Genomic DNA, 26,258 nt, shown 5'->3' on the forward strand with positions numbered 1-26,258 from the left:
GATCAGATGTGACCTCAACTATCCCTCTACTGCCGTATGTTGCTCCACGCTCTCAGCACATGGTGATCTGCGGGGACGACGGCCTGGCCCGTCGGCTCGCGGTCGAGCTCGACGCCGTGTGCGGTGAGACCGTCACGGTGGTGCTGCCGTCCCGTCGTGATGAGCACGGTGGGGAGATCGACGCACTGCACCACAACCCGCACTCGCCCGTGGAACTGATCATTTCGGCCCGCCCCGATGATCAGACCCTGCGGGCGGCGGGGGTGGAGCGGGCCGCCGCGCTCGCCCTCACCTACGGCGACGACCAGACCAACATGATGGCCGCGCTGCTCGCCCGCAGCATCAACCCGTCGATCCGGCTGGTCATCCGGATGTACCACCGTGAGCGCGGCCGTCACCTGGAACAACTCCTGGACCGTGCCGTTGCCGCTCGCACCCCGGACCTGGAGGAAGGATTCGTCGACGCCTCCACCACCGTGCTCTCCGACGCCGACACTGCCGTGCCCGAGCTGGTCGCGGCCGCCGCGCTCGGCCAGGGGCACACCCTCCAGGTCGACGGCAAGGTGTTCCGCGGTGTGGTGCGTCCGGCGGGCGAGGCGCCGCACGCCTCGGACCTCGCCACGCTGGCGGTTTTCTCAGGGACGGACCGAGACGATCCGCGCAGCCAGGACAGCGCCGAGACTCCCGGTGCCGACGGCACGCAGCTCCTCCCGGACACGGTCACCTCGTACCACCGGCAGTTCACTCAGGGCCGGCTGATGCTGGAGGAGGTCACCCACGACCAGGTCCCGGAGGCACCGGCCGACGCGCGCAGGCCGGGCGGCTGGCTCCGTGACCGGCTCACGCAACTGCCCTGGAAGGTCTTCGTCTCGCGCGAGGTCATGTCCGTCTTCGGACTCCTCGCCGCCGTCGTGGTGCTGCTGTCGCTCGCCACGCTCACGCTGGTCGACGGGATACCGCTGTGGAAGGCGGTCTATCTGCCGATGCTGGACATCTTCACCATGGGAGACCCCGCGACGGACGAGGAGCCGACGCGCCGGGTGCTCCAACTCGTCGCCGGTTTCGTCGGGCTGGCAGTACTGCCCCTCGTCGTGGCCGCGACGATGAACGCCAGCGAGGCGTTCCGGACCGCTGCCGCCGCCCACCCGCCCACCGAGACCCTCGGCGACCACATCGTCCTGGTCGGCCTCGGCAAGATCGGCACGCGGGTTCTCGGTCGGCTGCGGACCACCCACCACAAGGTGGTCGTCATCGAACGCGACCCGCGGGCACGCGGCGTCGCCCGTGCCCGCGAACTCGGCGTCCCTCTGCTCCTGGACGACGCCACGGACCCGCGCGTCCTCGACCTGGCGAGGATCCGGCGGGCGAAGTCGCTCCTCGTGCTCAGCAGGGACGACAGCGCCAACCTGGACATCGTGATGGCCGCCCGCGAGGCCAATCCGGACATCAGGGTGGTCATGCGGCTCTACGACGACGACTTCGCGGCCACCGTCTCGCACACGCTGCGCGCCTCGTATCCGCACGCGCCGACGCGCAGCCGCAGTGTGTCGGCGCTGGCGGCGCCCTCGTTCGCGGCGGCGATGATGGGCCGCCACGTCCTGGGCGTGATGCCGGTCGAGCGCGGGGTGCTGCTGTTCACTGTGGTGGACGTGGGCGGGCACCCCGAGCTGGAGGGGTTCTCGATCCACGAGGCGTTCAAGCGGAACGAATGGCGCGTGCTGGCGGTGGGTTCGTCGGAGGGCTCGGCGGCGTACCGTCCGACTTCCTCTTCGGACACGCTGGGCGGTCTGTACTTGCCGCGGGAGACCGGCTTCGACTGGCGCCCGCCGCACGGCCGCGTCCTGCGGGCCGGCGACCGGGTCGTGCTCGCGACGACCCGGCGGGGCCTGGACGTCCTGATGACCGGCGTCCAGCCCCACCCGGCACGTCGGGCTGACCCGGCCACTCCCGACCCCGGATGGTGAGTCCGTCCCCGAAGGCGCGGGCCGGCCGGGTCAGGTCGTGGCGTCGGCCGGGAGATGGGGGAGTCCCGGCTGCACCCCGTCCTTGACGGGCAGGGTGATGACCATCGTCAGCCCGCCGCCGGGGGTGTCCTCGGCGGTCAAGGTGCCGTCCATCGCTTCCAGGAAGCCCCGGGCGACCGCGAGGCCGAGCCCGACGCCGGCGCCGGCGGGTGCGTCTCCGTACCGCTGGAAGGGCTCGAATATGCGGTTCTTGGCCTCGTCGGGGACGCCGGGTCCGCGGTCGACGACGCGTAGTTCGAGGCGGTAGGCGAGGGCGCTCGCGGATACGAGGACGGGTTGGCCGCCGGGGCTGTACTTGACGGCGTTCTCGACGATGTTGGCGACGGCCCGTTCCAGCAGGCCGCGGTCGACGGCGACCATCGGGAGCGTCTCGGGGATGTCGAGGTCGACGCTGTCATCGGGTACGCCGGCCAGGGCCATCGGGACGACCTCGTCGAGGTCGGTCTCCCGGATGATCGGGGTGACGGTGCCGGTCTGGAGGCGGGACATGTCGAGAAGGTTGCCGACCAGATGGTCGAGGCGGTCGGCGCCGTCCTCGATGCCCTTCAGGAGCTCGGCCCGGTCCTCCTCGGACCAGTCGACGTCGGTGGAGCGCAACGAGGTGACGGAGACCTTGATCCCGGCCAGCGGAGTACGCAGGTCATGGCTGACAGCGGCCAGGAGCGCGGTGCGGATCTGGTTGCCCTCGATCAGACGACGGGCCTCCTCGGCCTCGCCGACCAGTCGCTGGCGGTCGAGTACGACGGCGGCCTGGGCGGCGAAGGCGCCGAGCACGCGGCGGTCCTCGGCGGGCAGCACCCGGCCGGTCAGGGCCAGCGCCATGTTCTCGCCGATCGGCATGTCGACGTCGGCGTCCTCGGGGCGGCTGACCGGACCGGTGCCCTTACTGCCCGCGCAGGTCCACGGGTCGACTTCGCTGCCACGCTCCAGCAGTGCCACGGAATCCATGGCGAACGTCTCGCGCACTCGCTCCAGCAGGGCGTCGAGGGCGGTCTCGCCGCGCAGGATGCTGCCGGCCAGGAAGGAGAGGATCTCGGATTCGGCGCGCAGTCGCGCTGCCTGGTGTGTGCGGCGGGCGGCCAGGTCGACCACGGACGCCACGGAGACGGCGACCCCGACGAAGATCGCGATGGCGACGATGTTCTTGGGGTCGGCGATGGTGAGTTTGTGGACCGGCGGCGTGAAGAAGTAGTTCAGGAGCAGCGACCCGAAGGCCGCCGAAGCCAGGGCGGGGAGCAGACCGCCCAGGAGTGCTGCCGCCACGGTGAAGGTGAGGAAGAGCAGCATGTCGTTGGCGAGCCCGAGCTCGGGGACGACCTGGCTCAGGAGCAGCGCGAGGAGCGCGGGACCGGCGATGCCGACGATCCAGCCCCAGATGAGGCGGGAGCGGCCGAGCCGTCCGCTGCGGGCGACGGGCAGGCTGCGGCGGCCCTTGGCGGCCTCGTCGTGGGTGACGATGTGGACGTCGAGGTCGGGTCCGGATTCGCGTGCGACGGTGGCGCTGACGCCGGGGCTGAAGGCGTACTGCCAGGAGCGGCGGCGGCTGACGCCGAGCACGATCTGGGTGGCGTTGACCCCGCGGGCGAACTCCAGCAGCGCGTCGGGGATGTTGTCGCCTATGACGTGGTGGAACGTGCCGCCGAGGTCCTCGACCAGCGTCCGCTGGAGCGCGAGCTCCTTCGGCGAGGCGGCCGTCAGTCCGTCGCTTCGGGCGATGTAGACGGCGAGGACCTCGCCGCCGGCGCCCTTCTCGGCGAGGCGGGCGGCGCGGCGGATGAGGGTGCGGCCCTCCGGTCCGCCGGTGAGGCCGACGACGATGCGTTCGCGGGCCTGCCACGTGGAGCGGATGTTGTGCTCGCCCCGGTACTCCTGGAGGTACTCGTCCACGCGGTCGGCGACCCACAGCAGGGCGAGTTCGCGCAGGGCGGTCAGGTTGCCCGGGCGGAAGTAGTTGGACAGGGCCGCGTCGACCTTGTCGGGCTTGTAGATGTTGCCGTGGGCCATGCGGCGGCGCAGGGCCTGCGGGGACATGTCGACGAGCTCGATCTGGTCGGCCCGCCGGACCACCTCGTCGGGGACCGTCTCGCGCTGACGGACGCCAGTGATGGTTTCGACGACGTCGCCCAGGGACTCCAGGTGCTGGATGTTGACGGTGGAGACGACGTCGATGCCGGCCTGGAGGAGTTCCTCCACGTCCTGCCAGCGCTTGGCATTGCGCGAGCCGGGGACGTTGGTGTGTGCGAGCTCGTCCACCAGCGCGACGGCGGGGCGCCGCGCGAGGATCGCGTCGACGTCCATCTCGGTGAAGGTGCTGCCCCGGTACTCGATCTCGCGCCGTGCGATCTGTTCCAGGCCGTGCAGCATCACCTCGGTGCGCGGACGGTTGTGATGCTCGACGAAGGCGACGACGACATCGGTGCCGCGCTCCACCCGTCGGTGGCCCTCCGAGAGCATCGCGTACGTCTTGCCGACGCCGGGGGCCGAGCCCAGGTAGATCCGAAACTTGCCGCGTCCCATGACGTCATCCCTCGAAGCGGTAGCCCATGCCGGGCTCGGTGATCAGGTACCTCGGGTGCGAGGGGTCCGCTTCCAGTTTGCGGCGCAGCTGGGCCATGTAGACCCGCAGGTAGTTGGTGTGCTCGGAGTACGTGGGCCCCCACACGTCGAGCAGCAGCTGTCGCTGGCTGATCAGCCGGCCGGGGTTGCTGATAAGGATCTCCAGGAGGTGCCACTCGGTCGGGGTGAGGCGCACGCTGCGATCGCCCCGCCTGACCTTCTTCGCGATCAGGTCGACGGTGAACTCGTCGGTCGTGACCACGGAGACCGCGTCGGCGGGTGCCGGGATCTCCCGGCGGCGGACAGAGGCCCGCAGGCGCGCGAGGAGCTCGTCCATGCTGAACGGCTTGGTGACGTAGTCGTCGGCGCCCGCGTCCAGGGCGAGGATCTTCTCCTCGGAAGTGTGGCGGGCGGAGAGGACGAGGATCGGTACGCTGCTGGACTCCCTGACACGCTTGATCACATCGATGCCGTCCATGTCCGGCAGACCGAGATCCAGGAGGATGACGTCCGGCTTGCGGGCAGCGGCAAGTCTGACGGCACTCCCTCCGTCGGAAGCCGTCTCCACCTCGAACTTCCGCGCCTGCAGGTTGATCTTGAGTGCGCGGACGAGCTGAGCATCGTCTTCCACCACCAGCACCTTGATCATCGGTGTGGGGCCTTCCTCTTTCAATGGGTACGGGGCGGAGCCGGCGGGACGCGAACGAGCCACGTCCCGCCGACTCCGGACCCCTGCTACGGGAATCATCAGCTCTTGGTCAGTGCCTTGAGGGCGGTGTTGAGCTCGAGGACGTTGACGCGGGACTCACCCATGAAGCCGAGGGTCCGGCCGGTGGTGTGGTCGGCGACGAGCTTCTCGACCTGCTTGACGTCGAGCTTGTTCTGCTCGGCGACCCGGTGGATCTGGAGCTTGGCGTACTCCGGGGAGATGTCCGGGTCCAGGCCGGAGCCGGAGGAGGTGACGGCGTCGGCCGGCACGTCCTCGGGGTTGACCTTGTAGTCCGCGGTGGAGTTGTCGGTGACGACGGCGTCCTTGGCGGCGATGACCTGGGCGCAGAGGGTGCCCTCGTCAGCGTCCTTGGTGCACTTGCCGTTGACCGCGCCGTTGTCGGCGGACCGGTTGGTGGCGCCGGACAGGATCAGCGAGTACTGCATGTTGACGCTGTTGCTGCCCAGACCGTTGGAGGGGCGGGGCTGGAACCACTTGAGGTCCGGCTTGACCGCTTCTTCGGCGTCGTCGGGGTTCTGCTTGGGCAGGTTGTAGCTCTGCCCGATGAGGGAGGAGCCGACGACCTGGCCGCTCTTGTCCTTGATTTCGGAGCCGTTGGCCTTGTCGTTGAACAGGGCCTGGGCGATCCCGGTGACGGCGAGCGGGTAGATGACCCCGCAGATAACCGTGAGGACGAGCAGGGCGCGCAGGCCGGCGCCGATCAGGCGGAGGGTGCTGGATACGGAGTTGTTCATCGCGTGATCAGCCGATTCCGGGGATGAGGGTGATGAGCATGTCGATGATCTTGATGCCGATGAACGGGGCGATCAGGCCGCCGAGTCCGTAGATCCCGATGTTGCGGCGGAGCATCTTGTCGGCGCTGGTCGGCTTGTACTGGACGCCCTTGAGGGCGAGCGGTACGAGCGCGATGATGATCAGCGCGTTGAAGATGACCGCGGAGAGGATCGCGGAGTTCGGGGAGGACAGGCCCATGATGTTGAGCTTGTCCAGGCCCGGGTAGACCACCGCGAACATGGCCGGGATGATCGCGAAGTACTTCGCGACGTCGTTGGCGATGGAGAACGTGGTCAGAGCGCCCCGGGTGATGAGGAGCTGCTTTCCGATCTCCACGATCTCGATGAGCTTGGTGGGGTTGGAGTCCAGGTCCACCATGTTCCCGGCCTCCTTCGCGGCCGAGGTGCCGGTGTTCATGGCCACGCCGACGTCGGCCTGCGCGAGCGCGGGGGCGTCGTTCGTACCGTCGCCCGTCATGGCGACGAGCTTGCCGCCGGCCTGCTCCCGCTTGATGAGGGCCATCTTGTCCTCGGGGGTGGCCTCGGCGAGGAAGTCGTCGACACCGGCCTCCTCCGCGATGGCCTTCGCGGTCAGCGGGTTGTCACCCGTGATCATGACCGTCTTGATGCCCATGCGGCGCAGCTCGTCGAACCGCTCGCGCATGCCCTCCTTGACCACGTCCTTGAGGTGGATGACACCCAGCACACGGGCGCCCTTGTCGTCCTTGACCGCCACCAGCAGCGGGGTGCCGCCGGCCTGGGAGATCTGGTCCGTGAGCGCTTGCGCGTCCTCGGCAACCCGGCCGCCCTGCTCCTTGACCCAGGCGACGACCGAGCCGGTCGCGCCCTTGCGGGTCTGCTTGCCGTCGACGTCCACACCCGACATGCGGGTCTGGGCGGTGAACGGGATCCACTCGGCGTGCGCCAGCTCGCCCTGGTGGCGTTCGCGCAGGCCGTACTTCTCCTTCGCCAGAACGACGATGGAGCGGCCCTCGGGCGTCTCGTCCGCGAGGGACGAGAGCTGGGCGGCATCGGCGAGCTCCGCCGCCGTGGTGCCCTTGACGGGGACGAACTCTGAGGCTTGGCGGTTGCCGAGGGTGATGGTGCCGGTCTTGTCGAGCAGCAGCGTGGAGACGTCTCCGGCCGCCTCGACAGCACGCCCGGACATGGCGAGGACGTTGCGCTGGACGAGCCGGTCCATGCCGGCGATGCCGATGGCGGAGAGCAGGGCGCCGATGGTGGTGGGGATGAGGCAGACCAGCAGGGCGGTGAGCACGATCATGGACTGCTTGGCATCCGCGTAGATCGCGAACGGCTGCAGGGTGACGACCGCGAGCAGGAAGACGATCGTGAGGGACGCGAGGAGGATGTTGAGCGCGATCTCGTTGGGCGTCTTCTGCCGTGCCGCGCCCTCGACGAGGGCGATCATGCGGTCGATGAAGGTCTCGCCCGGCTTCGTCGTGATCTTGATGACGATCCGGTCGGACAGCACCTTCGTACCGCCGGTGACCGCGCTGCGGTCGCCACCGGACTCACGGATCACCGGGGCGGACTCGCCCGTGATGGCGGACTCGTCCACCGAGGCGACGCCTTCGACGACGTCACCGTCGCCGGGGATGACGTCCCCGGCCTCGCAGACCACCAGGTCACCGATGCGCAGCTCCGCGCCGGGCACCTGCTCCTCGCTCTTGCCGTCCTTGGTGAGGCGGCGGGCGACGGAGTCGGTCTTGGCCTTGCGCAGCGTGTCTGCCTGGGCCTTGCCGCGGCCCTCGGCCACCGCCTCGGCCAGGTTGGCGAAGATCGTGGTCAGCCACAGCCAGGCGGTGATCGCCCAGCCGAACCAGTCCGTCGGATCCTTGATCGCCAGGACGGTCGTGACGACCGACCCGACCAGGACGACGAACATGACCGGCGACTTGATCATGATCCTGGGGTCGAGCTTGCGGATCGCGTCGGGGAAGGACTTCAGCAGCTGCTTGGGGTCGAAGAGACCGCCGCCGACCCGCCCGGCCGGCTTGTGACCTGTCGGGATGTCTTCGTGTGGTGCGCGGGTGGGGGTGGTGGTGCTCATGACGCGAGCCCTTCGGCGAGCGGACCCAGCGCCAGGGCCGGGAAGTAGGTCAGTCCAGTGACGATGAGGATCGTGCCGACGAGCAGGCCCGTGTAGAGCGGCTTGTCGGTGCGCAGGGTGCCCGCCGTCTCGGGGACGGGCTTCTGCTCGGCCAGCGAGCCGGCCAGGGCCAGGACGAAGACCATGGGCAGGAAACGGCCCAGCAGCATGGCGATGCCGATGGTGCTGTTGAACCACTGGGTGTCGGCGTTCAGGCCGGCGAAGGCGGAGCCGTTGTTGTTGGCGCCCGAGGTGTAGGCGTACAGGATCTCCGAGAAGCCGTGCGCCCCGGTGTTGGTCATCGAGTTGGCCGGCGTGTCCAGCGCCATCGCCGCCGCGGTGAAGCCCAGCACCAGGGCGGGCGTGATGAGGATGTAGCAGGCCGCGAACTTGATCTCACGGGTGCCGATCTTCTTGCCCAGGTACTCCGGGGTGCGGCCGACCATCAGGCCGGCGATGAACACCGCGATGATCGCCATGATCAGCATGCCGTAGAGGCCGGAACCGACACCGCCGGGCGCGATCTCACCGAGCTGCATGCCCAGCAGCTGGATGCCGCCGCCGAGACCGGTGAAGGAGGAGTGGAAGGAGTTGACGGCACCCGTGGACGTCAGGGTCGTGGACACGGAGAAGATCGAGGACGCGGCGATACCGAAGCGGGTCTCCTTGCCCTCCATCGCCCCGCCGGCGATGTCGAATGCCGGGCCGTTACCGGCGAACTCGGTCCACATCATCAGTGCGACGAAGCCGAGCCAGATGGTGGCCATGGTCGCGAGGATCGCGTAGCCCTGGCGCAGGTTTCCGACCATCCGGCCGAAGGTCCGGGTCAGCGCGAACGGGATGAGCAGGATCAGGAAGATCTCGAAGAGGTTCGAGAACGGGTTGGGGTTCTCGAAGGGGTGCGAGGAGTTGGCGTTGAAGTAGCCGCCGCCGTTGGTGCCCAGCTCCTTGATGACCTCCTGCGAGGCCACCGCCCCGCCGTTCCACTGCTGCGAGCCGCCCATGAACTGGCCGACCTCGTGGATCCCGGCGAAGTTCTGGATCGCACCGCACGCGACCAGGACGATCGCGCCGATCACCGAGATCGGCAGCAGGATACGGAAGACACCGCGGACCAGGTCGGCCCAGAAATTGCCCAGCTCCCCGGTGCGGGAGCGCGCGAAGCCCCGTACGAGGGCCACCGCGACGGCCATGCCGACGGCGGCGGAGACGAAGTTCTGCACGGCGAGGCCGCCGGTCTGTACGACGTGGCCCATGGCCTGCTCGCCGTAGTACGACTGCCAGTTCGTGTTCGACACGAAGGACGCGGCGGTGTTGAAGGCCTGGTCCGGGTCGATCGCCACGAAGCCGAGCGAGCCGGGCAGGATGCCCTGGGCCCGCTGGAGGGCGTAGAGGAAGAGGACGCTCACGGCGGAGAAGGCGAGGACGGCGCGCAGGTAGGCGGGCCAGCGCATCTCGGCGCTCGGATTGGCGCCGATGGCTTTGTAGATCCACTTCTCCGGCTTGTAGTGCTTGTCGGAGGAGTAGACGCGGGCCATGTAGTCGCCCAGCGGGCGGTAGGCCAGTGCGAGCGCGGCGATCAGTGCGAGGAGCTGGAGCACACCAGCGAGAACGGGACTCATCGGTGGCTAGAACCTCTCCGGGTACACAAGGGCGAGGACGAGGTATCCGAGCAGGGAGACGGCCACGACGAGGCCGATGATGTTTTCGGCGTTCACAGCTTGGTCACCCCCCGGGCGATGAGTGCCACCAACGCGAAGACCGCGACCGTGGTGACGACGAAGGCCAGATCGGCCACCGTGAGCTCCTGGATGAAGAGGGAAGGAAAAGAATCGGCCAGACGGCCGATGACGAGATAACCGTGTCTTCAGCCGGGTGTTAAGACACCTTGACGGGGTCCATACGGGCGCACGGGAACCCTTAACGCCACTCTTACGGGAATGGGCCTGTCGGACCCGGTCAGCCCTGGTGGGACAGGCCGGCCGAGTCCAGGGCGCTGCCGGCCTGGGCGGCGAGCGCGACGGCCACCAGACGGGCTTCCTCGGGCGGCAGGGGGCGGCCAGGGTGCGGGTCGAGGAGGTAGCGGCCGTAGTAGTGGCCGCCTCCGACGACCCGCAGCTCGGTCTCCCCGTCCGGCCAGTCGGCGTACTCGGTGATCCGGCCCGGGCGGCGCAGCCACAGGCCGCCGCCGTGCTCCAGGCGCGGCAGGTGCCCGATCAGGGTCCCGTACTCGAAGCGGCAGCCGCGCAGACCCAGCAGCCCGACGAGCTCCCGGCGCACGTACTCGACCACCGCTTCCGGTGTGCCGCCGTCCTCGACCAGCCGAGCGGTTCCCTGGAGACTCGACAGATGCGCGGCGTCGGTGACCACGACCGCCTGGAGACGGCGTGCACGCGCGGCCAGCTGCGAGACGATCAAGCCGACGACGAGCAGCAGGACAGCCGTCTCGATGTCCGCACGGTCAGAGATGGCGAACTGCTGGTAGGGCTCGGTCAGGAAGAAGTCGAACCACGCGGCCGCCGAGAGCGCGGCGAGTGCACCCGCTGCGCGGCTGCCCATGGCGGCGACCGCGACCACCGCGACGACCAGGATCAGCGCCTCGTTCGTCGCCGAAAGACCCGCACGGAAAGGCACGAGGACGAGCGCCACCAAGAAGGGGGCCACGAGGGCCGCCACCAAGGCGACGCGGTCGCGGAGCCGGAACCAGTACCCGGACATCTGAGGCCTCCCGTCCGGACAAGCCGATCGTGATGCAGGGCGCCGATCAGAACTTCTCGGGCTTGATCAGAGCGACCACGAGATAGCCCAGCAGCGCGAGGGCGATGAGCAGGCCGACCACGTTCTCCGCGTTCATCAGTAGCTTCTCCTCTTCGTCCTGGTCAGGCATGTTCCGCCCAGATCAAGCATGCATCTCCGCGGAGCCGGGGCAACGCGAGGCAGCCCCTCTTGACGGACCCCTTACGCCGCAAGCGCCCATACGTATGGAACACGTGAAGAGTGCGGGGGCGGTCGTATGAAATGCGCCAAGGGTGCTGGCGGCCGACCCCTACGGCTCCGACGCTGTCCTGACTTTGCTCATTCGGAGGGATCGGCGAAAAATGGCCATGCACGCAGGAGAACCGACCACGGTCACTCAGGGGTCGGCCCAGGAGGAGCCTCCTGATACCGGCGGTTCCGGGGCCGGGGACCGGCACAAGCTGACTGCCCTCCAGGGCCTCGCCGCGCTGTCGCTCGACGCGATGGCGTCCGTGGCGTACGGGCCCGAGGCGGTCGTCCTGGTCCTGGCCGCGGCCGGTGCCTACGGCATGGGCTTTACCCTCCCCGTCACCTTGGCCATCGCCGCCCTGCTCGCGGTACTGGTTGCCTCGTACAGGCAGGTGATCGCAGCGTTCCCGGACGGGGGAGGCTCGTACGCGGTCGCCAAGCGGCATCTGGGCCGGCGCACCAGCCTGGTCGCGGCCGCCTCGCTCATTCTCGACTACGTGCTGAACGTCGCGGTGTCCGTCACCGCCGGCGTCGCCGCCCTGACCTCGGCCTTCCCTGGGCTGCACGGGGAGCGGGTCTGGATCTGCCTCGCGGTCCTGGTGCTGGTGACCGCCGTGAACCTGCGCGGGGTCGTGGACTCCGCCAAGGCCTTCCTCGTACCGACCGCGCTCTTCGTCGGGTCGATCCTGGCGATGATCACGGTCGGTCTCTTCCGCGACGGCCCGGTCAGCACCGCCTCCGCGGCCGGACATGCCTCCGCGCTCGGCGAGGGCGCTACCGGCGTCGGCGCGCTGCTGCTGTTGAAGGCTTTTGCCGCGGGCTGCTCGGCCCTGACGGGCGTCGAGGCCGTGGCCAATGCCGTGCCGTCCTTCCGTGCCCCGGCTGCCCGCCGGGCCCAGCGCACCGAGGTGGCTCTCGGTGCGCTGCTCGGCGTCATGCTGATCGGGCTGTCGGTGCTGATCGGCCGCTTCCACCTACAGCCCGTTGAGGGCGTCACCGTCCTGGCCCAGCTTGCGGACGCGTCCTTTGGGCACAACGCTGCTTTCTACATAGTCCAGTTCGCCACCATGGTGCTGCTGGCGCTCGCCGCGAACACCTCCTTCGGCGGGCTTCCGGTGCTGATGAGCCTGTTGGCCCGCGACAACCACCTGCCGCACGTCTTCGCCCTCAAGGCGGACCGCCAGGTGCACCGGCACGGGGTCGTTTGGCTGGCACTCGTATCGGCCGTTCTGCTCGTTCTCTCCGGCGGCGACACCAACACCCTCGTCCCGCTCTTCGCCATCGGCGTCTTCGTCGGCTTCACCATCTGCCAGGTCGGCATGGTCCGGCACTGGTACGGCGAACGGCCCAAGGGCTGGCAGGCCAAGGCCGCCCTCAACGGCTTCGGCGCCCTGCTGACCGGTGTGTCGGCCGTCGTCGTCACCGCCACCAAGTTCACCGAGGGCGCCTGGCTGATCGTGCTCGCGCTGCCGCTGATCGTCCTCGGCTTCGGACGCGTCCACCGCGCGTACACCGAGATCGGCGAACGCCTCGAACTCGGCCGCGTCCCGCAGCCCCCGCACCGGGCCCACTCGCTGGTCGTGGTCCCCGTCTCCGGTCTGTCCCGACTGACCTGTCAGGCCCTGACCGCCGCCCGCTCCCTCGGCGACGAAGTCCTCGCCGTCACCGTCACCCACCCCACACCTGAGGACCGTCAGAGCGCCGAAGCCATCCGGCGTGACTGGGAGTTGTGGAATCCCGGCGTCGACCTCATCGAACTCCCCTCGGAGACGCGCTCCCTCGGCCGCCCAGTGTCCGGCTATGTGCGGGAGCTCGTCCGGAGCCATCCGGACGCGCAGGTGACCGTCCTCATTCCGGAGACCGAACCCGCCCGTCTCTGGCAGCGGCTGCTGCAGAACCAGCGCGGCGCGGTTGTGGCCCACGCTGTCCGCCGCGACACCGACGCCGTGATCTGCCGACTGCGCTTCCGCGTCACTGCCGACGCACATTGACGTGCCCTTGATGGTGGTTTGACACTTCTCGTGCGCTGCCATCAAGAAGGTGCCAATTCCCTGGCCTGTATGCGTCTTACCCCCCGAGCGGGCAGTAGTTTCCTGCCTGTTGCGCCGCCGGGGAGCCATGCTCACGTGACGGCCGAGGGGGTCCATGGTGACATTCCCCGGCGGCGACACCCCTCACCCGCACCCCTGCCCACCCGGCCGGGTGGCCCAGTCGATCCCACATCCCACTGAGAAGGTCCCTTCATGCCTCGCGCCGCCGCGCAGCACGTTCCTCCAGGCCTCGGAACCCCGCCGCGGACACCGCCTACCCGCCCGTCCCGCAAACGCTCCGGGCAGGCGAACATGCTGGAGCCCGAGCGGCTGGCAGCTTCCGTCGGCGAGGCGGTCCACAAGCTCCACCCGCGTGAGCTGGTGAAGAAGCCGGTGCTGTTCGTCGTCGCGGTCGGATCCGTCCTGACCACGCTCTCGGCGCTCATCCACCCGTCCGTCTTCACCTGGGTGATCAGCGTCTGGCTGTGGCTGACGGTCCTGTTCGCCAACCTGGCCGAGGCGGTCGCGGAGGGCCGGGGGCGAGCGCAGGCGGAGTCGCTCCGCAAGGCACGTACGGACACGGTCGCGCTGCGGCTGAACCATTGGACCTACGGGGCGAACCTGCGCCGGGCCGAGACCGAGGCGGTGACTCCGGCCGAGCTCCAGCCCTTCGACTTCGTCCTCGTCGAGGCGGGTGAACTGGTCCCGGCCGACGGGGACGTGGTCGACGGGGCCGCCATGGTGGACGAGTCGGCCGTCACCGGTGAATCGGCCCCGGTCCTGCGGGAGTCGGGTGGCGACCGGTCCGGAGTGACCGGCGGTACGACGGTCCTGTCCGACTCGATCGTCGTACGGGTCACCTCGCGCCCCGGGAACAGCTTCCTGGACCGGATGATCGCCCTGGTCGAGGGTGCGTCCCGGCAGAAGACCCCGAACGAGATCGCGCTGAACATCCTGCTGGCCGCCCTGACCGTTGTGTTCATCTTGGTCGTGGTCAGCCTCGAGCCGATGGCCGCGTACGCGGGCGCCGCGCAGTCGACGACCGTCCTGGTGGCGCTCCTCGTCACGCTCATCCCCACCACCATCGGCGCCCTGCTCTCCGCAATCGGCATCGCCGGCATGGACCGCCTGGTGCAGCGCAACGTCCTCGCGATGTCCGGCCGAGCGGTCGAGGCGGCTGGCGACGTGAACACCCTCCTCCTCGACAAGACCGGCACCATCACCCTCGGCAACCGGGAAGCCGCTGCCTTCATCCCGCTCCCCGGCGTCGATCAGACCAAGCTCGCGGACGCCGCGCAGCTGTCCTCCCTTGCCGACGAAACGCCCGAAGGCCGCTCCGTCGTGGCCCTGGCCGGCCAGTATGGGCTCCAGCCGGCCGCCCAAGAGGACCTCAGTAACCCCCGCTTCACCGAGTTCAGCGCCCGCACCCGGATGAGCGGGATCAACCTGAGCTGGGACAACGGCGCCGGCTGTGCCATCCGCAAGGGCGCAACTGCTCAAGTCTGCGACTGGGTGGCGATGCGCGGTGGGACCGTGCAGGCGGAAGCCGTCGCATGGTCGGCCACCGTGTCCGAGTCCGGGGGCACTCCCCTGCTGGTCGCCGTGCACGACTGGGACGGGCCGCGCGTCCTCGGCATCATCCACCTCAAGGATGTAGTCAAGGACGGCATCCGGGAGCGCTTCGCGGAGCTGCGCGCCATGGGGATCCGCACGGTCATGGTGACCGGGGACAACGAGCTGACGGCCAGGGCAATCGCCGCCGAGGCAGGCGTCGACGAATACCTGGCCGAGGCCACCCCCGAGGACAAGCTCGAGCTGATCAAGCGGGAACAGGCCGGCGGCAAGCTCGTAGCGATGACGGGCGACGGCACGAACGACGCCCCGGCGCTCGCGCAAGCCGATGTGGGCGTGGCGATGAACACCGGAACCTCGGCCGCCAAGGAAGCCGGGAACATGGTCGATCTCGACTCCAACCCCACCAAGCTCATCGACATCGTCGAGATCGGCAAACAGCTCCTCATCACCCGAGGCGCGCTCACCACGTTCTCCATCACGAATGACGTCGCGAAGTACTTCGCGATCATCCCCGCCATGTTCGCGTCGGCTTACCCTGGCCTCGGAGCCCTCAACATCATGGGCCTGCACAGCCCGCAGTCCGCCATCACCTCGGCGATCATCTTCAACGCCCTGATCATCGTGGCTCTCATCCCGCTCGCCCTGCGCGGCGTCCGCTACAAGCCCGCCTCAGCCCACGACCTGCTGCGTCGCAACCTGGCGGTCTACGGGCTCGGCGGCCTCGTCCTGCCCTTCGTCGGGATCAAGCTCATCGACCTGGTGGTGTCCACCGTCCCCGGCCTCGGCTGAAGTCCGTCAATGGCTCGTCAGAGGGCCATCAGGGCTCTTGAGCCCACAGCCGCACGCCGGTTGGATGGATGACGTGAACATTGGTCAGCGTCACGATGACCGGCCACCGTCATGGCGGAGCCGTGCAGGGATCACGTCGGTGCCGCCGGCGAAGTGCCCTGCTCACCTTCCGGTGCGCTAGCACCCGTTGACTCCCGGCCCGTCCATGTGTGGCCCGGCCGTGATCACTGCGTACCGCCGGGCGTGCTGACGCCCGTACGCGATACCCATTCACCTTCACCGCACGGCCGCTTCCCGCAACGGGCGGCCGCCGTGCCCTTCCCCAGGAACCACTCATGTCTTCCTTCCTGTCCGGCCGTACCATCCTGGTCACCGGCGCCACCTCCGGCATCGGCTACGAGACCGCCCGCCGGCTCGCCGAGTGCGGTGCGACGGTGCTCCTCCACGGCCGTACCCCTGCGGAGGCCCGGGCAGCTGTGGACCGCCTCATCGCCACCGCCGACGTCGACGCGGACATGCTGCGCCCGTGTGCGGCGGACTTCGCGCACCTCGACGAGGTGGAGCGACTCGCGAACCGGATCACCGCCGGGTACCCGCACCTCGACGTCCTGGTCAACAACGCCGCCGTCGCGGCGCCGGAGCGCCACACCGTCACCCCGGACGGCAACGAGCTCGCCTTCCAGGTCAACTTCCTCGCCCACTACCTGCTGACGAACCTGCTGGAACCGGTACTGACCACCGACCCGGGCGGCCGCGTCGTCAACGTCTCCTCCTCGATGCACCGCACCGGTTCCATCATGTGGAACGACCCCAACCGGACCCGCCGTTACTCCCGCCTCGCCGCGTACGCGCAGTCGCAGCTGGCGCTCACGGTCTTCGCCGCCGACCCGCGTGTGACCGCCGTCTCCGTGAACCCGGGCGTGTGCGAAACCGCCCTGAGGCCGCTGTACGGACACGAAGGCGCGACGCCGTCCGAGGGGGCCGCCCACGTCGCGAGGCTGTGCGACCCAGCCGTCGAGATCGTCAACGGGGCCTACTACGACCGGAGCGAGCGGATGGAGCCCGCCTCCGGCGCGACCGAGGAGCGCACGGTCAAGCGGCTGAACAAGCTCGCTGACGTGCTCGTCGGCCACTCTGCCTGAGGGCGCAAGCCCGACGCCCGAACAAAGCCAACCACGGCCGCAAGGCCGGCCAGCGTCGCCTTCCCGCTCGCGCTGGTTCCCCCGCGGGGGCGGCCCACCGTCCCGGGCCGCCCCCGCACCTCTTCCCTTCCACCTAGGCGGCATCCGTCGTGATCCAGCTCCTTCCCACCCGTCTCCCCGCCCTCGCCCGCTGGTTCCCCGGCGGGGCCCCGGGCGTCGCGGCCCTCCCCGAGCACGTCCTCGCCACCGGTGCCGGTCAGTGGTGGGCGGACCGTGCCGTGGACCCGCGGGTCGTGGCGGTCTCCAGCGGGGATCACGTCCTGCTGCGAGGAGAGCCTGGTGTGTTGTCTCCCGAGGCCCTCGCTCCCTTCGCGGGCAGTTACATCGAGGCCCCGGCCCGCTTCCTGCCCGCCCTCGGGGGCGCGTTCGCGCGCGTCGATCCGTGGGAGCGCATGGTCTACGTACACCGGGCGCCTGCCCTGGCCGCCCGCCCGGCACCCGGGATCACGGTGCGCCGGCTGACCCCGCAGGACGCGCCGGCACTCGTCGCTCTCGGCCCCGAGGCGGCCTGGATCCACAGGACCTGGGGCGGCCCGGAGCAGCTCGCCGCCTCCGGCCTCGGCTGGGGAGCCTTCCACCGGGGCCGCGCCCTCTCGGTGGCCTGCACGTACTTCCTCGGCAGCGGCTACGAGGACGTCGCCGCCCTCGCGGACCCCGGCCACCGTCGGCAACACCTCGCGCTCGCCTGCGTCACCGCCCTGTGCCAGGACATCGCCGCCCGCGGCCGTACGCCGAGCTGGACCTGCTCCCGCGACAACCGCCCAAGCCGCCTCCTCGCCTGGTCGGCGGGCTTCCGCCTGACCCGCGAATACGTCCACTACGCGACCGGCCCCGCTCGCCGTCTGACGCTCGCCAGGGGAGAGGCTGCGTGACCTCGTACGGGAGCCCGGACCGGGTGACGTGAGGGCACGAGGCAGTTACCGCGGGGTCTCGGAATTCCGGGTGGGTTCTCCGCGGCGGACGGAGCCCGGGGCGCGGGCCGCGGGGTGGTCGGCGTGCGAAGAGGAGGTCAGCTGCCACGGGACGCTGGTGACCATGACGCCCGGGGTGAAGAGCAGTCGACTCTTCAGCCACAGCGCGGACTGGTTGTGGAGGAGGTTCTCCCACCAGTGGCCGACGACGTACTCGGGGATGAAGACGCCCACCACATCACGCGGGCTCTCCCGCCGGATCGAGCGGACGTACTCGACGACGGGACGAGTGATCTCGCGGTATGGGGAGTCGAGGATCTTCAGCGGGATCTCGATCCCGTACTCCTCCCACTGCCGCTTCAGTGACTCCGCCGCTTCACGGTCCACGGAGATGGTGAGCGCTTCCAGGTGGTTGGGGCGGAAGGCCCGTGCGTAGGACAAGGCCCGCAGGGTCGGCTTGTGGATGGTGGAGACGAGCACGATCGCGAAGACCCGGGGCGGTGGTGCCAGCTCTCTTCGCGGATCGGTGACGGTCAGCTCGGCCGCCGTACGGTCGTAGTGGCGCCGGATGCCACGCATCATCACCCACAGCACGAGCGCGGCGAGTACGGCGAGCCAGGCGCCCTGGGTGAACTTGGTGGCCAGCACGATCACCAGGACCAGGCCGGTCACGCAGGCGCCGAGGCCGTTGACGGACCGGGCGACCTGATGGCTGCGGCGCACCGCCGGGTCGGTCTCGGTGCGCAACTCGCGGTTCCAGTGCCGGACCATGCCGAGCTGGGAGAGCGTGAAGGAGGTGAACACGCCCAGGATGTACAGGTGGATGAGGTCGGTGACGTTGGCCTTGTAGACCCACAGCAGCACTGCGGCGACGGTCGCGAGCGCCAGGATGCCGTTGGAGAACGCCAGCCGGTCGCCGCGGTTGTGCAGTTGCCGGGGCAGATAGCGGTGCTGGGCGAGGATCGAGGCGAGCAGCGGGAAGCCGTTGTAGGCGGTGTTGGCCGCCAGGATCAGGATGAGCGCGGTCGCCGCCTGCATGAAGTAGAAGCCGAAGCTGTCCGAGCCGCCGAAGACGGAGGCCGCCAGCTGGGCGATCACGGTGCGCTGGGTGTACGCCTCGCAGTCCGCCAGCCCGGTCAGCCGGCAGGGGTCTTCGACGATGTGCACCTTGGCGACCATCGCGAGGGTGGTGACGCCCACGAACATGGTGATGGCGATGGCGCCCATGGCCAGCATGGTCTTCGCCGCGTTGACGGACTTGGGCTTGCGGAAGGCCGGCACGCCGTTGGAGATCGCCTCGACGCCGGTCAGGGCCGTACAGCCGCTGGAGAAGGCGCGCAGCACGAGCATCAGCAGGGCGAACCCTGCCAGGCCCGCGTCGGCGGGGTCCGGCTCGATGCCGTACGCGGCGCTCTCGGCGACCGGGGCGTCGCCCAGCAGGTAGCGGAAGAGTCCCGTCCCCACCATGATCAGCACGCCGCCGATGAAGAGGTACGTCGGCGTGGCGAAGGCCCGCCCGGATTCGCGGACGCCGCGCAGATTCATCGCGGTCAGCAAGGCGACGAAGCCGACCGCGATTCCCACCCGGTGCTCGGCCAGGCTCGGCAGCGCCGAGATGATGTTGTCCACGCCCGAGGCGACCGACACGGCCACCGTCATCACGTAGTCGACCAGCAGCGAGGCGGCCACCACGAGACCGACGGAGGGCCCCAGGTTCGTGGAGGCGACCTCGTACGATCCGCCGCCGCTGGGGTACGCGTGCACGACCTGCCGGTACGAGAGCACCACCACGGTCATCAGCAACACGACCGCCAGCGCGATCCACGGCGTGAAGTGCAGATAGGCGAGGCCGCCCAGCGTCAGCACCAGCAGGATCTCCTGCGTGGCGTACGCCACCGAGGACAGCGGGTCGGAGGCGAAGATCGGGAGCGCGAGGCGTTTGGGCAGAAGGGTTTCGCCCAGCTCCTCGCTGCGCATCGCCCGGCCGATCACAAGACGCTTCAGCAGACCCGTCACGTTGAACACGGCCGGAGCGTAGGCGCAGAAAGCCCGGCCCGTGCACGCGCAGCATGAGGACGCCGCCGAATGATCCCGGATGGAAGGACGAAGTGGTCGGCAAATGGCCCTGGAGCACCCGGTGCCCGAGCACCGGTCAGTGCAAGCCGGAGACCTTGAAGACCGTCCGCGCCGTTTCACGGTCGATGCGCTCTGCAAGCTGGTGCAGGGCGGTCGCGCCGCACACCAGCGTGCCACGCTGGAGCGACGTGACGGTGTCCGCGTCGAGACGCCGCCACAGAGCAGGATTGCGGGTGAGGACGGTGGGGTCGATCTCGACCACGCTGCCATCCACGTCCCGCAGGAGCATGCGCTGGGCCACGCCGTCGAACCAGTGGACCGAGACGAGGGAATCGGTACGGACGCTGTGCTCGACCAGCACTCCGCGGACGGTCAGCAGGCCGGGACGCGCGAAGACCTTGGGCGGCAGCAGGATCAAGAAGAAGAGGGCGGCCAAACCGGTCCACAGGGCGGCGCGGGGAAGGCTGAGGTAGCCGACGCCCGTGTCCACCACGAGCAGGGTCGCCAACAGCAGGGAGGCGGCGCGGATCGCCGTACGTCTCTCACCTGCCCAGTGGATGTCGTATACCCACGGTCCAGCAGGGTTCGCGCGCTCGGCACGCGCACCGGTCGCAGCCAGTGTGAAGCGTCGTCCCATGAGGACGACGCTACGGCGGCTGGAGCAGTCCGAGCCGAACCCTGACGAACTACTGACGCCGTGGCGCGGCTTTTTGACGGGCCCATGGCGGCGAGGTGCCGACGTCTCCGGAGTGCGGAATCGGGGTGCCATCGAGGGCCCGTCAAAATGCCGATCTTTCTGCGCATGAGTGTCGTCAACGTGCCGGTTGTTTCGAACAGTTGAGCCTGATGCTGGCCTGCACGCGGGGCGTACGAGCGCCCGGGTGTGAGGCTGGAGGGGCGTGTGACGATCACCGCCGGTACCGAGACCAGTCAGGGAGCGGGGGCCCCGGAATCTTCCGCGGAGATCCCCGTACCGGACGTTCCAGGCTGGATGGCCACTGGATCGGGTGAAGGAGACGAACCGGAGGGAGGAAGGGCGCGGCGACGGACTCCCCTCACTGTGTGGATCGCCCGGCCGACCCGTCGGCTCGCCGATCGCTACTGGGGCACCCTGCCCGGCCGGCTGCGCCTCGCCCGCGCGGCGTGCGTACTTCCTCGCCACGGGGCTGCTGATTCTGCTCGTGGTCGCGGCGACTGGAGCGGCCGCCGGCTGGAACCAGACGGCGCAGCGTGACGTGCCCCGCACCATCTCCGCGACCCAGCTCAACCTCGCGCTCAACGACATGGACGCGCAGGCCGCCAACATCCTCCTCTCCAGTGGTGATTCGGGCTCCGGCACGGGCCGCCTGGACGAGTCCTACACGAAGGCCAACGGCTTCTACAAGGACGCTCAGCAGACCATCAGCAGCTCGCTGCGCACGCTCGGCGCCGCCTCGGAGGGCGACCCGGCCACAGAGGCGACCGTCGTGAGGCTCACCGACGACTTCGCGCACTACCAGGAGCTGATCGGGCGGGCGCTGGAGAACGACAGCCACCCCGGCGGGAAGGACGCCGCCCGGGAGGACTACCGCGCCGCGACCGACCTTCTCGCAGACCGGCTGCTGCCGGAGGCACGCAAGCTCGTCGACGCCAACAACGACGTGTACGAGCGGCAGTACGATGCGGCGAGGAGCGACCTCACGGTGCAGCGGACCGCTGAAGCCGTCCTCGGGGTATTGCTGGTCGCAGCGCTCGTCCTGCTCCAGATCGGTCTCGCCCGCCGCTTCCACAGGGTCTTCAACCCGGGACTGATCGCCGCCACCCTCTGCGCGGTCGTCGCAGTGCTGTGTGGTGGGCAACTGCTCGCGATCAACTACGAGCAGATGAAGGTGGCTCGACGGGACTCGTTCGACTCAGTCATCGCACTGTCGCGGTCCAAGGCGATCGGCTACGACGCCAACGCGGACGAGAGCCGCTACCTCTTGGACCCCGACCGCCGGCCCAGGTACGAGCGGTCCTTCCTCGACAAGTCACAGCAGCTGTACGGGTTCGCGGGCGCCGGACTCGCCACCTACGACCGCCGACTCGACGAGACCTGGGCCGCGTACCGGAAGAACAACAGCGACAAGCAGTTCACCGGGGAGTACCGGCGCGAGCTGGACAACATCACCTTCGCGGGGGAGCGGGACGCCGCCGAGAAGACCGTCGAGGCGTACGCCGTCTACCAGCGCGATGACCGGACCTTCCGGCGGCTGGTGACCGAGGGGAAGACGCAGGAGGCCACGGTGTTCTGCGTCGGCTGGGCGCCCGACACGTCCAACGCCCACTTCGGGGAATGGATGAAGGCCTTGGACCAGGTCACCGCCATCAACCAGCGGTACTTCGACCGGGCCGTCCACAAGGGACGCGAGGCGCTGACCACGCTGGCCCCGGCGGCCGGCGCGGCGCTGCTGCTCGTGGCCGGGTTGACCCTCCTCGGCCTGCGCCCCCGGCTGGCCGAGTTCAGGTAGGGCCCCGCTTCAGGACAGGTCCAGGGAGAGGTCGTACGGGAACTCCTCGCCGTCCCTGAGGAAGGTGAGCCTTGCCTGGAGATGGCGTGCGGTGGGCGGGGGTGCAGGGCGGGCGGTGATGGTGCCCTGGGTGCGGCGGCGGTCCGGGCTAGTGTCGTAGACGCCGCCCCAGTCCACGTACGTGTTGCCGAGGTCGTCCTCCGCGTCGAGGGCGAGCAGTACGGACTGCGGCAGCGTCGGGGTGACGATGTAGCTGATGCTGAACGAGTCGGCTTCCAGAGCGAGTCCCCGAACGGCGAGCTCATGCCACCCGCCGAGGACGGCGATGGCGGGCAGGCCGTCGTGGCCGTCGTGGCCGGGGTTCCGGCTCATACGAGGGCCGCCAGACGGTCGGGGTGTTCCTCGACGACGAGGTGGCCGGCGTCGGGGATGACGTGCAGGCCGGTACCGAGCGTTGCGCGGACGACAGGGGCGAATCGTCGCGGTGGCAGGAACGTGTCGTGCACGCCGGTGGCGACCAGTCGGGGAACCGCTCGCGAGGGCAGGTCGGCCGTCCCGGGGGCTCCGCTGGAGCGGGAGTGACGCGCGACCAGCGTCATCCACTCCACCAGTTCCGCGCGCGGCTGGTGGCCGGGCGCGAGCATGGCCTGCAGGAGCCGGGTGCTGCGGGCTGGGGTCGGCCGCATGAACCAGGCGGCTGAGGCGGCCAGCAGGCCGGGGGCCAGGCGTAGCCGGCCCAGTCCCCCAGGGGAGACGAGGACGAGCCGGTCGATGCGTGGTGACGGGCTGGAGAGTGCGATGGCGGCGCCGAAGGAATGGCCGATCACCACCGCGGGCCCCGCCACGGCCGTCTCGAGTACCTCGCTCAGCCAGGTGCCGTACCAGGGGAGGCGGACGCCCGAGATCGTGCGCTTCTCGGAGCTGAGGCCGGGCTGCCCGGGGACGTCCGCCATGACGAGCCGGTGTCCGGCCGCGGTCACGGCAGTGGCCAGGGGCAGGGACGCGGCGGCGTTGAAGTTCGTCCCCGGGACGAAGACGACCGTGGTCGGGCCGGAGCCGGCGGTCACCAGGTGGGTCAGCGCTCCGTTGGCGGTCACCTGAGACCGCTCGTGCGGCACGGGCCACGCGTCGAGCCGGTCGGTGCACCAGCGGTGGATGTGCTCCCGGCCCGCCGCACTGCGGTAGATGGAGTCCATCGGGCGAGTATCGCCCCTCATCCCGCTGCCACTCTTTCGGTGGCGGCAGGAGCGCCGACCGCGTAGTGACCGTACTCGCGTTCGGCGCGGAATCCCGCACTGGAGGCGAGCAGGCGACCGGCCCGGTTGCCCACGGAGCAGGTCCAGCTGGGGGTGCGGCGGCGGGTGGCTATGTCCGAGCACAGGGCGTCGACACAGGCGAGCGCGAGGTGCTGAAGGCGGGGGTCGGGCACGGAGACGCAGGCGATGTCCTCGTAGACGGTGCCGAGGAAATACGTGCAGGCCACGGCCACGATGCGGCCGTTACGGAACGCTGCCCAGGCGTAACCGGAACGGGCAAGCGCGTTGGGGCCGCCCCAGGTGCGGTGGATCCGGTGCATCGCGGGAGACAGGGTGCTGAGCGCCCGGGCGTCCTGAGCGGTCAGCCGTCGTAGCGTGATCCCCCTCGGGCGCGGTGCGGCCGGCGCCGTGGTGCGCTTGACGTACACCGTGCGCTGCCAGGGCACGACGCGGTCGAACGCGGCCCCGATCAGCGGCCGGAAGTGGCCGGGTGCCTCGATGTACCGGTGGGCGAAGTGCGCCAGGTCCTGGGGTGTCAGCGCTTGCGGGTCCCCGAGCAGCAGTACGTGGTCCCCGCATTCGGCGGCGATGACACGTGGCTGGATGACCCGGTCCACCCACCAGCGGCCGGCCTCGGTGGTCAGTACGTGCTCGGTCAGGGCGCCCGAGCCCGGTGCGCCGACAGGGAACCAGCGGACGAGGCCCGGAAGTCGGTGGGAGGGCAGATTGATCACGGTGCTTCCTTGCGGGGGCATGAAGGTGGGGCGGCCCTGGCGGAGGGCCGCCCCACGGGGTGGGCTGATGGCTAGCAGGAGGGCTTGCTGCCGTGGTTGGAGCCCTTCTTGCGGCGGGCCCTCTTCTTGCGTGCGCGCTTGGACATGGCTGTGGATCCCTTCAGGCGGTGTGGCCGACGAGGAGGTCGGCGAGCTTGTTGAGGCGCTTGACGGTCCGGTCGTCGGTGGCGGCCGCGGCCGGCGTGACGTGCTCGGAGCGGTCGTAGTAGGCGCCGTTGACGATCTCGGTGGCCGGGTCGCAGAGCCGTACGACGTGCTGCGCCCCCTCGGAGGCCGGCGCGCCCTCGTTCCCGTACAGCGGGAGGAGCCCGGTGTCGCAAATGCCCGGGTTGACGGAGACCGCGGTGACGCGAGGGTCCGCGGCGAAGACGGTCAGGGCCAGCTGCGACTGCGCGTAGGCGGCGAGGCGGGAGTATCGACGGAGATGCTGCGGGTCGTTCCACATGATCGTGGCGGTGCGGTGGAGCGAGGAGGAGACGTTGACGACCCGGCCACCGGGGTCGGAGGTCAGCGCTGGCTCCAGCAGGTTCGTCAGCAGGTAGTGGGAGAGGAAGTTGACCTGGAAGGCGATCTCGTTGCCGTCGGCCGTGACGGTGTGGCGCTCGGGCGCGGCAATGGCGGCGTTGTTGACGAGCACGTCGAGACGCGGGTGCTCGCGTACGACCGCGTAGGCCAGGCTCTCGACTTCGTCGAGGTGGGCGAAGTCGGCGGCGAGCGGCCGCAGGGAGGAGCCGTTGATGCCGGCGGTGGTGATCAGCCGGTCGGTGGCGGCCTGCGCCTCATCGGGGGTGCGGCCGTGCAGGAGGACGGTGACGCCGCGCTCTGCGAGCTGGCGGGCAGTCTCGTAGCCGATGCCGGAGGTGGCGCCGGTGACGAGGACGGTACGTCCGGACAGGGATGAAGGCATGTCGGATTCCTGGAAACGGGCATGGCTGACCTGCCTGTCGCCCCGGCGGGACGCGGGGGCACGGGTTCAGCTCATGCGGTGAAGGAGGGGATGCGTATGGTGCCCCGAACAGCGCCCTTCAGGCGGTGGTGGCAGGTACGCGAACGACGCGCGGCCGAAGTCAGACAGCCAGGCGGACAGCGGGCGCTGCCGGCGGCACCTGATTCGGTGGCCGGTCGTCGTAACGCGGACCGCTGTTCATGACCCCATCCCAGCGCATCCGACCTGCGGAGACAAGCTTCTGAACGCGCCCTTGACGCTGCCTTGGTACGCGCCATCAGGGGCGCATCAAGATCGATCGCTGCGCGGAAGGAAGGCGTCAAGGAGTGCCGGCAGGGCTGTTTCGACGGGAGAGACTGATGCGGCGACGGACCGGGATGACGGTCCGTGGCGCGCGGCTGGAGGCGTGTGACCTGAACTCCGCCGAAGGACGCAAGGCCCGGGCCGTGGGGGGCCGGGCCGACGCACCGCGTGCCGCTTACCCGTCGCACAACACATGAGCCGTCCGGCTCCCGGGGTGGGGATTCCGGGGCCGGCGGCTCACGTGGTCTGCCTGATCGTTCAGGACGTGTCCGGCCGATCACGGGACCCGCGGCGAAGCCTGTGGACGTGGGGTGCGCCAAGTGCCATGATCACGCTCGCGTGCGGCGCGGGTCCGGCGTGCAGGAGAGAGAATCGTGAAGCTGTGCCTCGCCGCATCTCTGGTTCTCATCGCTCTGCTCGTCGCCGCATCCGGAATGGCGGCGCTCACCCGTGGCTGGGTGCTCCCCATGAACCGGCGCCACGTCCGCAGCCCTCGCCTCTACGGCCTCGGCCAGTTGGTGGCGGCCCTCGCGTTGTGCTGGCAAGTGCTCTTCGGGCTGGTGATCAGCGATGCCGGGACCCGCCACTGGGGCACCCTGACCGGCGGCGCGATTCTGGTCGCCGGCCTCATCGTGATGATGGTGGGTCAGCTCGCCGGTGGCGGACGGGAGGGCAGCGGTACACCGACGCGGGCCTGATCCGTAGACGT

At 69.6% G+C, this 26,258-nt stretch carries 21 protein-coding genes; 7 read left to right on the forward strand and 14 right to left on the reverse strand.

Annotated elements, in window-relative coordinates:
- The first annotated feature begins 59 nt into the window (after window positions 1-59).
- Window positions 60-1,964, forward strand: coding sequence for an NAD-binding protein (locus OG534_RS32530; RefSeq protein ID WP_326592831.1), 1,905 nt, complete (start codon window positions 60-62; stop codon window positions 1,962-1,964).
- 30 nt (window positions 1,965-1,994) lie between these two features.
- Here OG534_RS32530 and OG534_RS32535 read toward each other — a convergent pair whose 3' ends face one another.
- The 8 genes from OG534_RS32535 to kdpF (OG534_RS32570) form a co-directional block, all read right to left on the reverse strand.
- On the reverse strand, window positions 1,995-4,541 hold the full coding sequence (locus tag OG534_RS32535) for a sensor histidine kinase KdpD (protein ID WP_326592833.1): 2,547 nt from the start codon (window positions 4,539-4,541) through the stop codon (window positions 1,995-1,997).
- 4 nt (window positions 4,542-4,545) lie between these two features.
- The gene (locus OG534_RS32540; protein WP_326592834.1) at window positions 4,546-5,229 is read right to left on the reverse strand and encodes a response regulator; all 684 of its coding nucleotides are present in this window, start codon (window positions 5,227-5,229) and stop codon (window positions 4,546-4,548) included.
- A 98-nt stretch (window positions 5,230-5,327) separates the two neighbouring features.
- On the reverse strand, window positions 5,328-6,044 hold the full coding sequence (locus OG534_RS32545; protein ID WP_326592836.1) for a potassium-transporting ATPase subunit C: 717 nt from the start codon (window positions 6,042-6,044) through the stop codon (window positions 5,328-5,330).
- 7 nt (window positions 6,045-6,051) lie between these two features.
- A complete protein-coding gene (kdpB, locus tag OG534_RS32550) occupies window positions 6,052-8,154 on the reverse strand; it encodes a potassium-transporting ATPase subunit KdpB (protein ID WP_326592838.1) in 2,103 nt (700 codons plus the stop codon).
- Window positions 8,151-9,815 (reverse strand): potassium-transporting ATPase subunit KdpA, encoded by a 1,665-nt coding sequence (gene kdpA, locus OG534_RS32555; protein WP_326592840.1) that lies wholly within the window; start codon window positions 9,813-9,815, stop codon window positions 8,151-8,153. The genes kdpB (OG534_RS32550) and kdpA overlap by 4 nt, the downstream gene beginning before the upstream one ends.
- Before the next feature lie 6 nt (window positions 9,816-9,821).
- Window positions 9,822-9,911 (reverse strand): K(+)-transporting ATPase subunit F, encoded by a 90-nt coding sequence (gene kdpF, locus OG534_RS32560; RefSeq protein WP_033223114.1) that lies wholly within the window; start codon window positions 9,909-9,911, stop codon window positions 9,822-9,824.
- A 241-nt stretch (window positions 9,912-10,152) separates the two neighbouring features.
- Window positions 10,153-10,911, reverse strand: coding sequence for a DUF4118 domain-containing protein (locus OG534_RS32565; RefSeq protein ID WP_326592842.1), 759 nt, complete (start codon window positions 10,909-10,911; stop codon window positions 10,153-10,155).
- 46 nt (window positions 10,912-10,957) lie between these two features.
- On the reverse strand, window positions 10,958-11,047 hold the full coding sequence (kdpF, locus tag OG534_RS32570; RefSeq protein ID WP_326592844.1) for a K(+)-transporting ATPase subunit F: 90 nt from the start codon (window positions 11,045-11,047) through the stop codon (window positions 10,958-10,960).
- A gap of 244 nt (window positions 11,048-11,291) precedes the next feature.
- Here kdpF (OG534_RS32570) and OG534_RS32575 point away from each other — a divergent pair, with 244 nt between their 5' ends.
- The 4 genes from OG534_RS32575 (at window position 11,292) to OG534_RS32590 (ending at window position 17,646) form a co-directional block, all read left to right on the forward strand.
- Window positions 11,292-13,169, forward strand: a complete 1,878-nt coding sequence (locus OG534_RS32575; RefSeq protein ID WP_326592846.1) for an APC family permease — start codon at window positions 11,292-11,294, stop codon at window positions 13,167-13,169.
- Window positions 13,170-13,421: 252 nt separating this feature from the next.
- Window positions 13,422-15,572, forward strand: a complete 2,151-nt coding sequence (gene kdpB, locus OG534_RS32580) for a potassium-transporting ATPase subunit KdpB (RefSeq protein ID WP_442807179.1) — start codon at window positions 13,422-13,424, stop codon at window positions 15,570-15,572.
- 335 nt (window positions 15,573-15,907) lie between these two features.
- Window positions 15,908-16,714, forward strand: a complete 807-nt coding sequence (locus OG534_RS32585; RefSeq protein ID WP_326592850.1) for an SDR family NAD(P)-dependent oxidoreductase — start codon at window positions 15,908-15,910, stop codon at window positions 16,712-16,714.
- Between the two features lie 149 nt (window positions 16,715-16,863).
- On the forward strand, window positions 16,864-17,646 hold the full coding sequence (locus tag OG534_RS32590) for a GNAT family N-acetyltransferase (protein ID WP_326592852.1): 783 nt from the start codon (window positions 16,864-16,866) through the stop codon (window positions 17,644-17,646).
- 45 nt (window positions 17,647-17,691) lie between these two features.
- Here the strand turns inward: OG534_RS32590 and OG534_RS32595 are convergent, their stop codons facing one another.
- Together OG534_RS32595 and OG534_RS32600 are read right to left on the reverse strand one after the other, a co-directional pair.
- Window positions 17,692-19,662 carry an APC family permease gene (locus OG534_RS32595; protein ID WP_442807259.1) on the reverse strand — a complete coding sequence of 657 codons (1,971 nt, stop codon included), beginning with the start codon at window positions 19,660-19,662 and terminating at the stop codon, window positions 17,692-17,694.
- 175 nt (window positions 19,663-19,837) lie between these two features.
- A complete protein-coding gene (locus OG534_RS32600; protein ID WP_326592856.1) occupies window positions 19,838-20,398 on the reverse strand; it encodes a hypothetical protein in 561 nt (186 codons plus the stop codon).
- Window positions 20,399-20,942: 544 nt separating this feature from the next.
- On the opposite strand from OG534_RS32600, the gene OG534_RS32605 reads away from it, so the two are divergent.
- Complete coding sequence (locus tag OG534_RS32605; protein ID WP_326592858.1) at window positions 20,943-22,250, forward strand: hypothetical protein; 1,308 nt, start codon at window positions 20,943-20,945, stop codon at window positions 22,248-22,250.
- Window positions 22,251-22,259: 9 nt separating this feature from the next.
- Here OG534_RS32605 and OG534_RS32610 read toward each other — a convergent pair whose 3' ends face one another.
- From OG534_RS32610 to OG534_RS32625, 4 genes are all read right to left on the reverse strand, one after another.
- On the reverse strand, window positions 22,260-22,622 hold the full coding sequence (locus OG534_RS32610; protein WP_326592860.1) for a hypothetical protein: 363 nt from the start codon (window positions 22,620-22,622) through the stop codon (window positions 22,260-22,262).
- Complete coding sequence (locus tag OG534_RS32615; RefSeq protein WP_326592862.1) at window positions 22,619-23,446, reverse strand: alpha/beta fold hydrolase; 828 nt, start codon at window positions 23,444-23,446, stop codon at window positions 22,619-22,621. The genes OG534_RS32610 and OG534_RS32615 overlap by 4 nt, the downstream gene beginning before the upstream one ends.
- A 17-nt stretch (window positions 23,447-23,463) precedes the next feature.
- Window positions 23,464-24,240, reverse strand: coding sequence for a GNAT family N-acetyltransferase (locus OG534_RS32620; RefSeq protein ID WP_326592864.1), 777 nt, complete (start codon window positions 24,238-24,240; stop codon window positions 23,464-23,466).
- Between the two features lie 160 nt (window positions 24,241-24,400).
- On the reverse strand, window positions 24,401-25,207 hold the full coding sequence (locus OG534_RS32625) for an SDR family NAD(P)-dependent oxidoreductase (RefSeq protein ID WP_326592866.1): 807 nt from the start codon (window positions 25,205-25,207) through the stop codon (window positions 24,401-24,403).
- Between the two features lie 716 nt (window positions 25,208-25,923).
- Between OG534_RS32625 and OG534_RS32630 the strand changes: the two genes are divergently transcribed.
- Window positions 25,924-26,247: a hypothetical protein gene (locus OG534_RS32630; RefSeq protein WP_326592867.1), complete on the forward strand. Its 324-nt coding sequence runs from the start codon at window positions 25,924-25,926 to the stop codon at window positions 26,245-26,247.
- The last annotated feature ends 11 nt before the right edge of the window (window positions 26,248-26,258 follow it).

Origin of the sequence: Streptomyces sp. NBC_01294 (assembly GCF_035917235.1) — a bacterium.
Classification (GTDB): Bacteria; Actinomycetota; Actinomycetes; order Streptomycetales; family Streptomycetaceae; genus Streptomyces; species Streptomyces caledonius.